Origin of the sequence: Paenibacillus castaneae, from assembly GCF_002884445.1 — a bacterium.
Lineage (GTDB): Bacteria > Bacillota > Bacilli > Paenibacillales > Paenibacillaceae > Pristimantibacillus > Pristimantibacillus castaneae.
Map to the genome: position 1 here is coordinate 1,218,136 of NZ_KZ614144.1, position 15,080 is coordinate 1,233,215.

Annotated in this window: 12 protein-coding genes; 10 read left to right on the forward strand and 2 right to left on the reverse strand. The window is 43.4% G+C overall.

Annotation, left to right across the window (positions count from 1 at the left end):
• Positions 1-105: 105 nt before the first annotated feature.
• From CEF13_RS05130 to CEF13_RS05155, 6 genes are all read left to right on the forward strand, one after another.
• Positions 106-1,164 (forward strand): GntR family transcriptional regulator, encoded by a 1,059-nt coding sequence (locus tag CEF13_RS05130; RefSeq protein WP_102709725.1) that lies wholly within the window; start codon positions 106-108, stop codon positions 1,162-1,164.
• A gap of 290 nt (positions 1,165-1,454) precedes the next feature.
• Complete coding sequence (locus CEF13_RS05135; RefSeq protein ID WP_102709726.1) at positions 1,455-2,348, forward strand: carbohydrate ABC transporter permease; 894 nt, start codon at positions 1,455-1,457, stop codon at positions 2,346-2,348.
• A 40-nt stretch (positions 2,349-2,388) separates the two neighbouring features.
• A complete protein-coding gene (locus CEF13_RS05140; RefSeq protein WP_102709727.1) occupies positions 2,389-3,225 on the forward strand; it encodes a carbohydrate ABC transporter permease in 837 nt (278 codons plus the stop codon).
• Positions 3,226-3,244: 19 nt separating this feature from the next.
• Positions 3,245-5,704 carry a family 43 glycosylhydrolase gene (locus tag CEF13_RS05145; protein ID WP_166742942.1) on the forward strand — a complete coding sequence of 820 codons (2,460 nt, stop codon included), beginning with the start codon at positions 3,245-3,247 and terminating at the stop codon, positions 5,702-5,704.
• Positions 5,705-5,738: 34 nt separating this feature from the next.
• Entirely contained in the window at positions 5,739-7,511 is a 1,773-nt protein-coding gene (locus tag CEF13_RS05150) for a glycoside hydrolase family 2 protein (protein ID WP_102709729.1), read from the forward strand.
• A 465-nt stretch (positions 7,512-7,976) separates the two neighbouring features.
• Positions 7,977-8,849: a DUF421 domain-containing protein gene (locus CEF13_RS05155; RefSeq protein ID WP_102709730.1), complete on the forward strand. Its 873-nt coding sequence runs from the start codon at positions 7,977-7,979 to the stop codon at positions 8,847-8,849.
• 1 nt (position 8,850) lies between these two features.
• Here the strand turns inward: CEF13_RS05155 and CEF13_RS05160 are convergent, their stop codons facing one another.
• A complete protein-coding gene (locus tag CEF13_RS05160; protein WP_102709731.1) occupies positions 8,851-9,183 on the reverse strand; it encodes a winged helix-turn-helix transcriptional regulator in 333 nt (110 codons plus the stop codon).
• A gap of 154 nt (positions 9,184-9,337) precedes the next feature.
• Here CEF13_RS05160 and CEF13_RS05165 point away from each other — a divergent pair, with 154 nt between their 5' ends.
• Complete coding sequence (locus CEF13_RS05165; RefSeq protein ID WP_102716215.1) at positions 9,338-10,312, forward strand: aldo/keto reductase family protein; 975 nt, start codon at positions 9,338-9,340, stop codon at positions 10,310-10,312.
• Between the two features lie 86 nt (positions 10,313-10,398).
• Here the strand turns inward: CEF13_RS05165 and CEF13_RS05170 are convergent, their stop codons facing one another.
• A complete protein-coding gene (locus tag CEF13_RS05170) occupies positions 10,399-11,127 on the reverse strand; it encodes a hypothetical protein (protein ID WP_102709732.1) in 729 nt (242 codons plus the stop codon).
• 365 nt (positions 11,128-11,492) lie between these two features.
• On the opposite strand from CEF13_RS05170, the gene coxB reads away from it, so the two are divergent.
• From coxB to CEF13_RS05185, 3 genes are all read left to right on the forward strand, one after another.
• A complete protein-coding gene (coxB, locus tag CEF13_RS05175) occupies positions 11,493-12,542 on the forward strand; it encodes a cytochrome c oxidase subunit II (RefSeq protein ID WP_102709733.1) in 1,050 nt (349 codons plus the stop codon).
• A 74-nt stretch (positions 12,543-12,616) separates the two neighbouring features.
• The gene (gene ctaD / locus CEF13_RS05180; protein WP_102716216.1) at positions 12,617-14,464 is read left to right on the forward strand and encodes a cytochrome c oxidase subunit I; all 1,848 of its coding nucleotides are present in this window, start codon (positions 12,617-12,619) and stop codon (positions 14,462-14,464) included.
• Positions 14,461-15,078, forward strand: a complete 618-nt coding sequence (locus CEF13_RS05185) for a cytochrome c oxidase subunit 3 (RefSeq protein ID WP_102709734.1) — start codon at positions 14,461-14,463, stop codon at positions 15,076-15,078. The genes ctaD and CEF13_RS05185 overlap by 4 nt, the downstream gene beginning before the upstream one ends.
• Positions 15,079-15,080 lie beyond the last annotated feature (2 nt).

Genomic DNA, 15,080 nt, shown 5'->3' on the forward strand with positions numbered 1-15,080 from the left:
TTACCTTAAGACATCGTTTTTTAAGTGTATAGGATTAAATTAATAAAGACAGATATAATTTTATTTAGTATACTTAATATATTAATATATGGAGAGGGAGCTGGCATGAAAAATTTTCCTTTATATAAACAAATCCAAATTGATATTTTAGGGCAGATTAAAACTGGAAAATTACGTCCCGGTGATCGTGTTCCTTCCGAGAAAGAGCTTGCGGATCAATACAGAGTCAGCCAAATCACAAGCAAGAATGCACTGATTGGCTTAGCGGATGAAGGGGTGCTCGTCCGAGTGCAAGGTAAAGGCACGTTTGTAAAGCAGGAAGGCGAATCGGCTGGGGAATTTGATAATCGAAGCAACGCAAGAGATGTTATTGGTCTCATTTTGCCTTGTATGAAAACGAAGGTTGATCAGAAAATTCTTGATTCTATTGAAAAGTACGTAACTGCGAGCGGTTACAGTCTGCAGGTTCGAGTTACGAGAGAGTCGCAAATAGAAGAGAGTGCAGCCATAGAATCCATGGTCGCATCCAATGTGCGCGGATTAATTGTGTTTCCAACGGAGGAGGAACGCTATAACGATAGTATTTTGCGACTGTCGCTCGATAGGTTTCCGCATGTGCTCATTGATCGTTTTTTGAAGGAAATCCGCACGTATAGTGTTAGCTCAGATAATGTGAACGGTACTGAAGAGGCGATTACTCATCTTCTCGACAACGGCCATGAGCATATTGCGCTTATTACTCCCGAAATTACGAATACGGCAACAGAGGAAAGACTAATCGGATTTGAGAAAGCCTATTTAACGAAGAAGCTTCCGATTGATAAGGATTTGTGGTGCATACTGAAAATTGAGGATATATCTAGTGGCAACGCTCAGCATATTATTGAATCCTTTATGAGTGAGCGTCCAGCGATTTCAGCTGCATTCGTAGTCAATGTGGAATTGACCAACTATACGTATTACGCAGCTAAACGATTGAAGAAATCAGTTCCTGATGATATTAAGCTCGTTTGCTTTGACCGGCCTGATTTCCAGGATGTATCCTATTTGCAGCAAAATGAAGATGAAATTTGCAGACTTACGGTTGAATTGCTTCATGCACAATTACAAGGCGAGTACGAACCGCAGCGTATCGTTGTTCCAGTGAAATTTTGTGAAATGTAAACTATACGACAATACCTTTGTGCCGTTCTAAGGCACAAAGGTATTTTTTATATTATATTCAGTATATAAACATATAACAATATAATTTATAATAAGTTCATTGAGTGAAGCGCTTACAGTTTATACGTAATAAATAGAAAAAGGGAGGGCGTCAAACGTAATAAAAAGAGGGTTATTATTGAGGATTATGGACACCCGCCAGTGAAGTACGGCTCGAAGGATACGAAATGGATTAAATTCAATATTATCTATTAAATGAACACGAATAGTTAGTGCGAGGATGTGTATGCATGAAAAAAAGAAAACCTAGTTATATCCGCAAAGAATATGCATGGGCCTATCTGTTTGTGGCTGCGCCTGTGCTTGGCTTTCTTATTTTTGGAGTGGCACCGCTTATTTACTCGGTTTGGTTAAGCTTCACGTCATGGGACTTGGTTACGCCGCCCAAATATATTGGTTTAGAGAACTATGTTGAAGTATTCCATGATGAGAAGTTTTATAAATCTTTGTATAACACCGTTTTTATGATGCTTGGCATCCCGATTGGAATGATTGTTGCGCTATTGCTTGCTATTATGATGAATCGCCCGATCAAAGGGATCTCATTTCTTAGGACGATTTATTACTTGCCAGTCATTTCACCGATCATCGCAGTATCATTGCTATGGCAATGGATTCTGAATCAAGATTACGGTCTACTTAATCAAACGATGTGGAGTTGGTTTGGCATTCAAGGGCCTAACTGGCTCGGAAACGCGAGTTGGATTAAACCTTCCATGATTTTGATAGGAGTATGGGGAGGCGTTGGCGGTACAATGGTGCTTTACTTAGCCGGACTTCAATCTATTTCTACCACGTATTACGAAGCGGCAGAAGTGGATGGCGCGAGTGCGTTCCAAAAACTGAGGCTAATTACGATTCCGCTACTGACGAATATTCATTTCTTCGTCATTGTTATGGGCGTTATCGGAGCATTCCAGTCCTTTAGCCAGATTTATGTGCTAGCAGGCGATGGTGGTCCCCAGTACAGCGCAGCAACAGTTGTATTTTATATTTTCGAGAATGCATTCAAGTACTTTAATATGGGCTATGCCAGTGCGATTGCTTGGGTTCTTGGCCTTATTATTTTCATTGTTACACTCCTTCAGTTCCGCTTGTCAAAAAAATGGGTTTATAACGATTAGTACTTTACCGTTACAGTTTGTGAGGGGAGTTTGAATCAACATGCAACAGAAACGACTAACAAACCTTTGGGTGGCATTAATCCTTTGTGTCGGCTCCATTCTTATGCTGGCGCCGTTTGTCTGGACGATATCCACTTCATTAAAAGATCAACGCAACGTTTTCGAAATTCCGCCTAAGTGGATTCCAGACCCTGCAACTTTCAAGAACTATATTACAGCTTGGAATGATTCGCCTTTGCTTAGCGGATTTATGAACAGTATGATTATCGTCGTATTCGTTCTCGTCATTGGGTTGTTCGTATCAACCATGGCAGCATATGCTTTTGCAAAAATTGAATTCCCGTTTAAAGATGCTATTTTTCTATCCTTGCTTGGAACAATGATGATTCCTTTTTCGGTAGTAATGATACCCCAGTTCATTGGCTTCTCGCATATTAATTGGACAGATACGCTTCTGCCGCTCATTGTGCCGGGTTTGTTCGGAAATATCGTCGTTATTTTCTTCCTGCGCCAATACTTGGCGGGCGGTCTCCCGAATGAGTTAGTGGAAGCAGCCAAGCTGGACGGAAGCAGTTTCTTCCGAACTTTCTGGACCATTGCTTTGCCGGTTGCAAAGCCTGCGGTTGCAGCTCAAGCAGCGCTAACCTTCATGCATATTTGGAATGACTTTATGGGGCCGCTTATTTATTTAAGCTCGCCTCAGAAGCAAACGATTCAAGTACTCATTGCTTCTATGCAATCGCAGTACATGGGCTCCTCTAACTATCCGGTCATTTTGGCAGCATCCATCATTTCTATGATTCCGGTTATTCTCGTATTCTTTTTCTGCCAACGCTATTTTATTGAATCAATGGCTATTAGTGGTTTAAAGGGTTAATGGGATGAGAATATGTATATTGGGAAAATCGAGGCTGTCGAAGGCAGTCGTCTTCCTAGCCGTTTCGATTATGCTCATACTAAGCGGTTGTCAATCGATTCCAAAAGAGAAAGAAGTCATCCTGTTGGAGGAGGATTCTAAATTGTATACGAACTCGTTTAAGCTCGATCAAGAGTGGGAGGATTATGGTATTGGAGATCCTTTCATCATGCGATACAACGGCAAGTTTTATTTATACTGCAGCACCAAAGATTGGAGACCAGGCATTAAAGCTTGGAGCTCCAAGAACTTAGTAGATTGGAGCTATGAAGGTCTGGTAACTGAAGATCCCATAACAACTGGAGCATATGCACCGGAAGTCGTTTACTGGAATGGCAGCTTCTATTTGTATACATCGCCTGCGGGCCAAGGCCATTATGTACTGCAAAGTGACAGTCCAACCGGTCCGTTCGTTGTCAAAACAGACAATCTAGGAAATTCCATTGATGGTTCTGTTTTTATTGATGACAATGGCAAATGGTATTTCACGAATGCAGGAACGCAAGGCATTGTTGCTCATGAAATGCCTGATCCGTTTACGATTGATATTGGCATAACAACGAACGCATTTCTTGGACATTGGACAGAAGGGTCCATGATTTGGAAGCGAAATGGCTTGTACTATATGACTTATACGGGCAATCACGTTTTTAGCAACGGCTATCGTGTTAACTATGCGGTTTCAAAGAATAGCCCATTCGGTGATTACACAATCCCTTCAAACAATCCCATTATTATTAATGTGAAGGATGAATTTAAAGGACTTGGCCACAGTGCGACTGTGCTGGGCCCGGATATGGACTCTTATTATATTACTTACCATAATTTGATTGGACATTCCGCTGAAGGACCGCCTGTTCGTGAACTGAACATTGACCGCCTTGCTTATAACGGCGATAAGCTGGTCGTATTTGGCCCGACGAATGATCATAAGCAGCCGGCGCCTGCGATGCCTACCGTGTATGGCTGGCTATCGGAGGACAGCTTATCCGATCAGTGGGAGAAAACAGAGTCAGCTGATGGAGAAAAAGTACTTAGCAAAGGAACCACAGATGGAATATTTATTGCGGAATATAATTTCCGTTTGAATGATACGGACGCAGCGGCGGGCAATAGCGCGATTGCAGCTTTATTCTCCTATGTAGATGAAGCTAATTATGCGGCTGTCAAGCTGCTGCCATCCAAGCATGAGCTCCAATATGTGACGATGAGAAATGGAACGGAGCAGCAGGTCGCGCAAGCAGAGCTTCCGAAAGAGTTCGACTACACGAAGCTGCACACGATTCGTGTTGAACAACGTGAAGACAGTGTGCTCGTCTTCTTCGACGGAATGAAGAAGCTGGAGGAGTCTGCATCTGCACCTGCTGGCGGCAAAATTGGTTATATCGCCGTTGATTCGAAACCGATCTATGAATTTACCGCTTTCACGAATGAAGCCGACGGAAGCAGTGATTTTGAGGCGTATAAGCCTGTACCTGGATCTATTGAAGCTGTTCATTATTTAAAGGAAGCTGAGCGAGGCTTTCATATGAAACAGAAGCATTCGGAGTCAAGCGGCTTCCGGAAATCGGACGGTGTACCTATTCACAAGCTGGATGATGGTAGCTATTCGGTAAGCTTGCAGCAGAGTGGTGACTGGTTGAAATACAAGCTCAATGTGAAGGATACTTCGAAATATGGAATAGGCCTGACGCTTCAGAAGCCCAATAAGGATGTAGTGATAGAGTGGTCCATAGACGGTGGAGAAGCGGTGAAGACGAAGATCAAAGCTGATGATCCAGCTTTTATAGAGGACACGGCTAAGCTTCGTATAGGAACAATGGATATTTCGGCAGGTTTTCATGAGCTTAAGGTGCAGCTGAAAAGTGGAGTGGTTGAACTTCAATCATTCGAGCTGTTCGCTGTCGATATGTTGGATAAACAGCAGCCAATTGATCAATTGTCCGTTCAAACAGCCATTGGATTATTTGAACAGGCAGATGGCACATATACGGGCAGCGGTTCTGATGATGACATGATATTCGCTGGAAATGACAATTGGGATGAGTATGAATTATCGGTTGACGTTCAGTTGGGTGCAGAGTCTGATAGCGGAGGCGTATTTATTCGAGAGTCAAATGAATCTTACCATCCTGCTCAAGTGAGGGATGCGGCGATGGGCTATTACATCGGCATTTCTTCTTCAGAGCTGACCTTGAATCGAATGAATTATGACTTAATGCTGGTGTCCAGTGAAACTGCACAGTTGGAAACTGGACGAAAGTATTCGATTAGAATTGTCGCAAAAGGCGGTAATATTCAAGTTTATCTAGGGGATGGTGCAAAACCCCTCATTAATTACACCGATCCTAATCCATTTTTGCATGGAAAGATAGGCATTCGTTCGGAACGATCTGCGGTGTCCTTCAGTGATTTGACAGTAAAGCCGCTAAAAAAATAATACAAAGCATAAGCAATAGGACTGGAGTGGGAATATGATTTATCCGTTACGAAATGAATATCCAAGACCACAGTTTGAACGATCATCCTGGCTTAATCTAAATGGAGAATGGGAATTCACTTATGACGATTCGAATGTGGGCAGTGATAATAAATGGTTTGAGGGAAAGCAATTTGATCGCAAAATTCAAGTGCCGTTCTGCTATCAAAGTGAGCTGAGCGGCATTAATGAGAAGTCGTTCCATGATATCGTTTGGTATAGCAAAAATATCGAGCTTCCTTCTGAATATGCAGGCAAGCGAATCCTTATCCATTTCGGTGCAGTGGATTACGAAGCGAAAGTATGGGTAAACGGACATTTAGTAGCAAGCCATGAAGGCGGTCATACGCCATTTCATGCCGACATTACTGCTGTTTTGAATGCATCAGGTGCAAATCGTATAGTTGTGCGCGCTCAAGATTATAGCAAAGACGTCACGCTTCCTAGAGGAAAGCAGTATTGGAAAGAGAATTCGGAGCAGGTCTTCTATACGCGGACGACTGGCATTTGGCAGACGGTTTGGATCGAAGCCGTAAATGCCGCCCATGTGAGCAGCGTTAGGTTAACGCCGGATATTGATTCGAACAAAATCCATATTCGCAGTGTAATAGAAGGATCAGAATTACACGCAGGGTTGCGACTCGGCATTAAAATATCTTTTGAAGGCGAATTAATAGCTGAGGATGTTATCCGGGTTATGGCGCAGGAAGAGGAAGTGTCGATTAAGCTTCATGACTTCAACGATCATGGTCTCGGGCGCTGGTGGTCGCCAGAGAAACCGAACTTATATGATGTAGAATTTACGCTGCTTGAAGGCGAACGAGAACTTGATCGGGTGAAAAGCTATTTCGGCATGAGGAAGATCTCAATTGAGGATGGTGTTATTTGTTTAAATAATCGTCCTTATTATATGAAGTTAATTTTGGATCAAGGTTATTTTCCTGGCGGTGTGCTCACAGCTCCAAGCGATGAAATGCTGCGCATGGACGTTGAATTAGCGAAGCAGATGGGATTTAATGGCGCGAGGAAGCATCAGAAGGTTGAAGATCCGCGGTATCTGTATTGGTGTGATCAGCTTGGTCTGCTTGTTTGGGGCGAAATGGCGAATGCTTATCAATACTCGGAGCAATACGTATCTCGTATCATGAATGAATGGCAAGAGGCTGTACATCGCGACTACAATCATCCTTGTATCGTTGTATGGGTTCCGCTTAATGAAAGCTGGGGAACGCCAAATATATTAATAGACAAAAAGCAGCAGTACCATGCCTCGACACTTTATTATTTAACTAAATCTCTCGACGAGACAAGACCTGTCATCTCAAACGATGGCTGGGAGCATGTGAAATCTGATATTTATACCATTCATGACTATGAGAGCCGAGAAGAAATTTTGGCGCTTCGGTATGCTACACCAGAGCTGTCAATTAAGAGCGATCCTCAAGGAAGAAAGATTATTGTGCCAGGCTTCTCTTATAATGGTGAGCCGGTACAGTTGTCGGAGTTTGGCGGAATTTCCTATATTCGGGATAATGCGGAAGGCTGGGGTTATTCTTCTGCGCAAAACGATCAGGACTTTTTGAATCGTTTAATTGCGGTGATGCGCCCCGTTATTATAGCAGGTGGACTGCAGGGCTACTGCTACACACAGCTGACAGATGTCGAGCAGGAGAAGAACGGCCTGCTAACCTTTGATCGTGAGCCGAAGCTTCCTGTAGAAATATATCGCAAGCTAAACGCTGGCATTACGCCAGTGCTAACTAAATAATAAGGCTTGAAAATTGGATAGGGCTGTCCGGCAGAGCGCATAAATGCGCTAGCCGGACAGCCCTTATTTGTATCATATATTTAACCGAGCCTCTTCTTATTGAAGGGCCGTGTGGGATCCCCTTGTTAACAGCAAACTGCATGTGTATCAAGTTGACAAAAGACTTGCATCCTAAAACAACGAAAGCCCTACCTCTCTTCCGTCCTCGCGGCTCCGATGACCGCGCCAGTGTGAATCAGAAATACAGCACGAAACATGATTTGGAATTAACAGAAAAGAAATCAAAATCAGAGGGTTACATTGAATCTTGCTGGGGATACTCTGGGGTTAAATATTGTACATTACTTATTACTATACTATAAAATAATTGAAAAAGCAACATCAATTTGAAATGTGAATGTTTTTTTGTCTTTTGGACAATATAGGTATTGGAAATATCCGCGAATCGGGATAAGGGGGATGTAAATGCCGGATTGGATTGAAATTATTGTTCGAACAATGGCAGCAATGGTCATATTATTTGCGCTTACGAAAGTACTAGGCAAACGTCAAATTTCACAGCTCTCTTTGTTTGAATACATAACGGGCATAACTATTGGTAATATTGCTGCTTATATTTCACTAGAGCTCGATAATCTATGGTACTTAGGAATTGTCTCATTAATAGTGTGGGTTGGTGTATCTGTTGGGATGGAGTTTGCAACAGTAAAAAGCAAAAAAATGAGAGATATTGTGGATGGCAAAGGAACCGTGTTAATTAAAAATGGACAATTAATTAAAAAAAACTTGCTTAAGGAACGGTTGACGATGGACGAAATGTTAGAGCAGCTGCGCAAGAAGGATGTCTATCGCGTAGCTGATGTTGAGTTTGCCGTCATGGAGCAAAGCGGTGAGGTCAATGTTCTGCTGAAAAAGGAATATCAGCCGATCACGCCTGAACTGCTTGGGTGGAAAATTGCCCCTGGACGGGAAGCTAAGACCGTCGTGATAGACGGTAATATTCTAGAAGATGTTCTCCATGAGGCGGGTTATGATCGAAATTGGCTCCTGCATGAGCTGAAGAAAAATAAATTGAAAGAGGAAGACGTTTTTTTTGCACAAATAGACAGCAATGGAGAACTGCAGCTGCAAACGGGAATTGAGGGATTACAAACAAGCGGCAATCAAACGAAGCCGGGAGATCGGGTCTCTATGCTGCTCGAGCAATTTGAGGCGGAGCTTGTCCGCCTGGAACGATTGTCACGAAATGAAAGCGATCGTCGTATTTATCAAACAGCGCGTGATCGATTTCAAGCGGGCTATAATGCATGGCTAGAAAACCGCATTCCGCATAAATAAGCTAGGTCCATCTCGCCGACCAAAGCTTCATTTCTTTTAAAATATGATGCAAATCCTCGCCCTTAGGTGTAAGTGTATATTCGACGGTTACCGGAACAGTAGGAAATACTTTACGTTCAAGCACGCCTTTATCCTCAAGATGACGGAGCGTACTTGTTAGCGCGCGGGGACTTACAGCAGGAATTAGCCGCTGTATTTCTCCAAATCTTTTGGTGCCGCCAAACAGCTCCCTTAGTACTAGAAATGCCCATTTCCCACCAATAACATCCAATGTTTTCTCGATATTGCATTCGATATGTAAAGGCTCTTTCGGTATGTAATTATGCGCACTCAAATAGAAGTACCCCTCTCTGCTTATTACTATCCATAAGTATAGTATATATATTTAAGATAATATAATGAAAAAACATTCACTACTTTAACTCTATTAGAAACTACTATACACTGTTTATGGAGACATTATAAATGAGGAGTGATTGCACATGCAAATGAACTATAGAAGGCTAGGTAAGAGTGGATTAAAGGTAAGTGAAATTGGACTTGGAAGCTGGCTGACTTATGGCACTGCCACAGAAGCAGAAACAGCGCAGGCTTGCATACATAAAGCTTATGAATTAGGCATTAACTTCTTCGATACGGCGAACGCCTATAATACTGGAGCAGCAGAAAAGGTCATGGGGGAAGCTTTGAAAGCGTATACACGAAGCAGCTATGTGCTTGCGACAAAAGTGTTTTTCCCGATGGGCTCAGGGCCGAATGATCGCGGACTCTCACGCAAGCATATTGTGGAACAGTGTGAGGCGAGCTTGAAGCGTCTAGGAACAGATTATATTGATCTATATCAATGCCACCGATTCGATAACGAGACGCCGGTTGAGGAAACGCTTCGAGCACTGGATGATTTGACTGCACAGGGTAAAGTACTCTATGCAGGCATAAGTGAATGGTCTGCTGCTCAAATCACGGATGCGGCTGAAAGAAGCAAAAAGCTTGGCCTGCGTCCTCTTGTTTCGAATCAGCCGATTTATAATATGTTTGAGCGTTATATTGAGAAGGATGTGCTACAGGTTTGTGAAAGTGAAGGGATGGGACAAGTGGTGTTCTCACCGCTTGCTCAAGGAATATTGACCGGGAAATATAAACCGGGCCAAGCTGCTCCGTCAGACAGCCGTGCTGCAAACGATAAAACTAACGGCATTATTAACAGCTATATGCGCGAGGATGTACTACAGGTGGCAGAGAAGCTGGAACAGCTTGCGGGTAGCATCGGAGCAACGCTTTCTCAATTTGCATTAGCATGGGTGCTTCGTCAGCCAGGAGTAAGTTCAGCTATTATCGGATCAAGCCGTCCATCGCAGATCGAAGAGAATGTAAAGGCCATTAATGTGGTGCTGTCCGAAGAGATTTTGGCACAAACAGAGGCTATATTGTCTGAAGTTAGCGGTTTTTCACCAAAGCGGTAATTTTATTAATAAAGAGGGTGTCCCAAAAGCCTATGGTGCTTTTGGGACACCCTCTTTTTGACTATATATAATAGGAAGCGATTTTTTTATTCATTCATATGCTGCTCTGAACTTCTATTTACTTCAGGCAAAGTAATGGGTGTCGGCATTTCCTTGCCCCCGGCAAAATGATATTGGACGAGTGTATTGAATGAGTCTACCCATGGCATAAGAGATCTTCCGCCCCAAGCTTCCTTAGCATATTCATTAAAATAATTGACAAAATCCATATTAGCGGAAATATGCACCTCTTGGACAGTAGGAGCAAGATCACGCACGGTTTTTGCCACTGTCTGTTTAAGCTCATTCGATAAGTCATTAACGTCATTGACGGAAAAATAAGAATTATAAGGCGATACAAGCAAACGGCCATTGCCATATGGATTTCCATTTTCACGATTGTATACGCCTTCCGTCGTCCCTGTATTGTCCTGCTCACGGTGTCTGCCTGAATTGCGTGTTCCTACGGCTGTCCAGTCCAGCATTAATCCAACATATGCGTTTTTATCGGTAAGCATGACAATTGCGGATGCGATGCCATTCAGCTCTGTTACTTTGCGCGAGATGACGGAGCTGTATTCAAAGAAGGCATTATCATGCTGATTAGCGTTATTCGACAGTGGACCGTATAACTTTGCATGAATCATTTTCGGATCATTGACTTGACGGCTGCCATAGTCAGTATCACTTTTTTGGGCAAGCTCCCTGTAATTGCAGCCGGCAGCCGAAGAAAGGACAGCAGCAGAAAGCAGCAGCGCAGCCATTCGTTTTACCATTAAGAACGGACCCCCATTCATTCGATAATGCCTTTAGCTTTTGTTATTAAAAAATAAATATACGTTTATTCCCCATACATAATTGACCATACTTTTGGTGCACAATGAATGGCAGAGGGTAAGTAATTTGGAGAGACTAAGCCAATGGATGAGGAAAGCTAAAAACGTTGACGTACTGCGATTTTTGACAGCTTTGAGAACAATTTGTGAACTCTTCCTGTAACATTGACAAAAAGAGGCTTCAACTTTATATTTAATAAGATGAATTTAGTTGCAGGAGTTATAAAACATCTGTGAAACACGCAGTTAGCCGCTTGCCACGTGAATTCAGGCAACTGCGAAAATGTCAAAAGTGGGGTTGATTAATGATGAAACGGTGGCATTATTTTAAACGGCTAGCGCCGCTTATGGCCATGATGGTACTGGTGCTAGCGGCATGCGGACGGGCTGATTTGTCTGCGCTAAATCCCCAGGGACCTGTAGCGGAAGAGCAATTCGGACTGATGAAGCTAACGATTGGAATCATGTTGATCGTGGTTGTTGCTGTGTTTGCGATTTCTTTGTACGTCATTATTCGTTTCCGCAGACGCAAAGGAGACAAAACAATACCGAAGCAAATCGAAGGAAGCCACAAGCTGGAAATTATTTGGACAGTTATTCCAATTGTTCTGCTTGTTATTCTCGCGGTTCCAACTGTACAATCCGTATTTAATTTAGCTAAGGATTACAGTAAAGACCCGGATGCGATTCAAGTAGTCGTGACTTCGCACCAATATTGGTGGGAATTCGAATATCCGGATTACGGTATTAAAACAGCGCAAGAGCTTATTATTCCAAAGGGAAAAACAATCTCCATTAAAGCGAAGTCAGCAGACGTGATTCACTCGTTCTGGGTTCCATCGCTTGCAGGCAAGATTGATACAAACCCTGGTGCTAACGAAAATATGATGTACTTCTCAGCTCCAAAAGAAGGCGTTTACCTTGGTAAATGTGCCGAGCTTTGCGGTCCTTCACACGGACTAATGGATTTCAAAGTGAAGTCAGTGGACGAGTCCTCATTCGATCGTTGGGTAGCCGCTATTCAAGAACCTGTAGCTCTTCCTAGTGATCCAGCAGTTGCTGCTGCATTCGAAAGCAAATGTCTTGCTTGTCATGCAGTAGGAGATATGGGCGGACCTGCTTATCCTAACTTAACGGGTATCGGAAGCCGTCAATCTGTCGGAGGTATACTTGTTAACACCGATGAACCTAAATATAGCAATGAAGGCTCTGTTTATGATAATCTTCACCGTTGGATCAAAAATCCGGATGATGTAAAACCGGGCAACCAAATGGGTAAAGTCGATTTGACTGAGCAAGAACTTGAAGGCATTGCGAAATATTTATCTGAACTGAAACTTAACTACGAACAATAATTTATCGGTGATTGAAGGAGGTACCTACTTTGGCTCATGCGCATACGCATACGGTGAAACGACACAGCGGTCTTATGGACTGGCTGACAACGGTTGACCATAAAAAAATTGGGATTTTGTATTTGATCGCCGGCGGATTTTTCTTCCTAGTTGGCGGTTTGGAAGCGATATTAATCCGGGTTCAATTATGGAAGCCGCTTAATGACTTTGTTAGCGCGGATACATATAACGAGCTAATAACTATGCATGGTACGACTATGATCTTCCTAGCAGCCATGCCGATCTTGTTTGCGCTTATGAATGCGGTTGTACCGCTGCAAATCGGCGCACGAGACGTTGCGTTTCCTTTCCTTAACTCTTTAGGGTTCTGGACATTTTTGTTTGGTGGTGTCTTGCTTAACGTCAGCTGGTTTACTGGCGGCGCTCCTGATGCGGGCTGGACATCTTACGCTCCTTTAGCGGGTACGACCTATAACGGCCAGCATGGTGTTGATTACTATGTATTGGGACTTCAGATTGCAGGTATTGGTACACTAATCGGGGGTATCAACTTTCTAGCCACGATTATTAATATGAGAGCTCCAGGTATGACGTTTATGCGTATGCCACTATTTACATGGACGGTCTTCGTAACTTCGGCGCTTATCCTATTCGCATTTCCGGCTCTTGCAGTCGGCCTTGCAGCGCTTATGTTCGATCGACTATTCGATGCCAATTTCTTTGATCCATCTGGGGGAGGAAATACCGTCCTCTGGGAGCATATTTTCTGGATATTTGGGCATCCTGAGGTTTATATCCTCATCCTGCCGGCCTTCGGCGTTATTTCCGAAGTAGTAAGCACGTTCTCTCGCAAGCGTTTGTTCGGTTACAGCTCGATGGTATTCGCTACAATCCTGATTGGCTTCTTGGGCTTCATGGTTTGGGCGCATCACATGTTCACAGTTGGTCTTGGACCGGTTGCGAATGCTCTGTTCTCGATTGCAACGATGCTTATTGCGATTCCGACAGGTATCAAAATTTTCAACTGGTTGTTTACGATGTGGGGCGGTTCCATTAAATTCACAACAGCGAATTTGTTCGCAGTTGGATTTATTCCTACCTTCGTAATGGGCGGCGTTACCGGCGTCATGCTGGCAGCAGCGCCTGCCGATTTCCAATATCACGATTCTTACTTTGTAGTCGCACATTTCCATTACGTTATTGTTGGCGGATTGGTACTAGGTATATTCTCAGGCCTTCATTACTGGTGGCCGAAGATGTTCGGACGTATGCTTAATGAAACGCTAGGCAAATGGACGTTCTGGACATTCTTCATCGGCTTCCACATGACATTCTTTGTTCAGCATTTCCTTGGCTTGCTTGGAATGCCGCGTCGTATTTGGACGTATCTGGACGGTCTTGGCTTTAATGAAATGAATATGATTAGTACAGTGGGCGCATTCTTGATGGGCTTTGGTACAATATTCTTCCTATTGAATATCGTAACTACGGCATTCAAACCCCAAAATGTACCAGCTGACCCTTGGGAAGACGGTCGTACACTGGAATGGACGATTCCATCTCCACCGCCAGAGTACAACTTTGCTCAAACACCGCTTGTTCGCGGTTATGACGCTTATTGGAAAGAAAAAATGGATGGTCACAGCGGCATGACGCCTGCTGAACCGCTAGGCCCGATTCATATGCCTTCTCCATCGATTCTGCCGTTCTTCATGGGAGTAGGATTGTTTATAGCAGCTCTTGGTTTCATGTACGCTCCAGAATGGGGCAATCTGTTCGGTTCGTTCAAAATGGGCTATGCAGTTGGTATCGTCGGCCTGCTCGTGCTATTTACTTGCATGGTGCTTCGTTCAGTCATTGACGACCATGGTTTTCATATTGAAGAAGACGAAATTCTTAAAGATATGGGGGGAAAAGCATGAGTGCACACTCGCATGTAGAAGGGCAATTGCCTCATGAGCCCGAAAAGGCGACCCTCGAGGGACGCAATAAGATATTAGGCTTCTGGTTGTTTCTTGGAGGCGAAACCGTACTTTTCGGAACATTGTTCTCAGCGTTCCTGGCGCTTCGCCATCAAGTATTAGATGGTCCTACAGCGGATGAGCTATTCGATCTTCCACTGGTTGCGCTCGCAACAGCATTGCTTTTAACATCAAGCTTGACCAGCGTATTCGCTATTCACGCTCTTCATACGAATAAAGTGAAGGCGTTGATAAGCTGGCTCATTGTTACTGTTGTTCTGGGTTTAGCCTTCCTGGGCCTAGAAATTTATGAGTTTACTCACTATATACATGAAGGCCATGGCTTTACAACTAGTGCATTCAGCTCATCCTTCTATACGCTTGTAGGCTTCCACGGAGCACACGTTGCTTTCGGTATAGTTTGGATAAGCTTGATTATTATGCAGTTGATGAGAAAAGGCTTGACTGTTGTTACCGCGCCAAAGACATATATAGCTGGTTTGTACTGGCACTTTATCGATGTTGTATGGGTATTTATCTTCACCGTCGTTTACTTGATGGGAAAGGTGGTATAATC

Coding starts and splice junctions, on each gene's coding strand:
- CEF13_RS05130 (WP_102709725.1), top strand. CDS start 106: ATGAAAAATTTTCCTTTATATAAACAAATCCAAATTGATATTTTAGGG.
- CEF13_RS05135 (WP_102709726.1), top strand. CDS start 1,455: ATGAAAAAAAGAAAACCTAGTTATATCCGCAAAGAATATGCATGGGCC.
- CEF13_RS05140 (WP_102709727.1), top strand. CDS start 2,389: ATGCAACAGAAACGACTAACAAACCTTTGGGTGGCATTAATCCTTTGT.
- CEF13_RS05150 (WP_102709729.1), top strand. CDS start 5,739: ATGATTTATCCGTTACGAAATGAATATCCAAGACCACAGTTTGAACGA.
- CEF13_RS05155 (WP_102709730.1), top strand. CDS start 7,977: ATGCCGGATTGGATTGAAATTATTGTTCGAACAATGGCAGCAATGGTC.
- CEF13_RS05165 (WP_102716215.1), top strand. CDS start 9,338: ATGAACTATAGAAGGCTAGGTAAGAGTGGATTAAAGGTAAGTGAAATT.
- CEF13_RS05170 (WP_102709732.1), bottom strand. CDS start 11,127: ATGGTAAAACGAATGGCTGCGCTGCTGCTTTCTGCTGCTGTCCTTTCT.
- coxB (WP_102709733.1), top strand. CDS start 11,493: ATGATGAAACGGTGGCATTATTTTAAACGGCTAGCGCCGCTTATGGCC.
- ctaD (WP_102716216.1), top strand. CDS start 12,617: ATGGACTGGCTGACAACGGTTGACCATAAAAAAATTGGGATTTTGTAT.
- CEF13_RS05185 (WP_102709734.1), top strand. CDS start 14,461: ATGAGTGCACACTCGCATGTAGAAGGGCAATTGCCTCATGAGCCCGAA.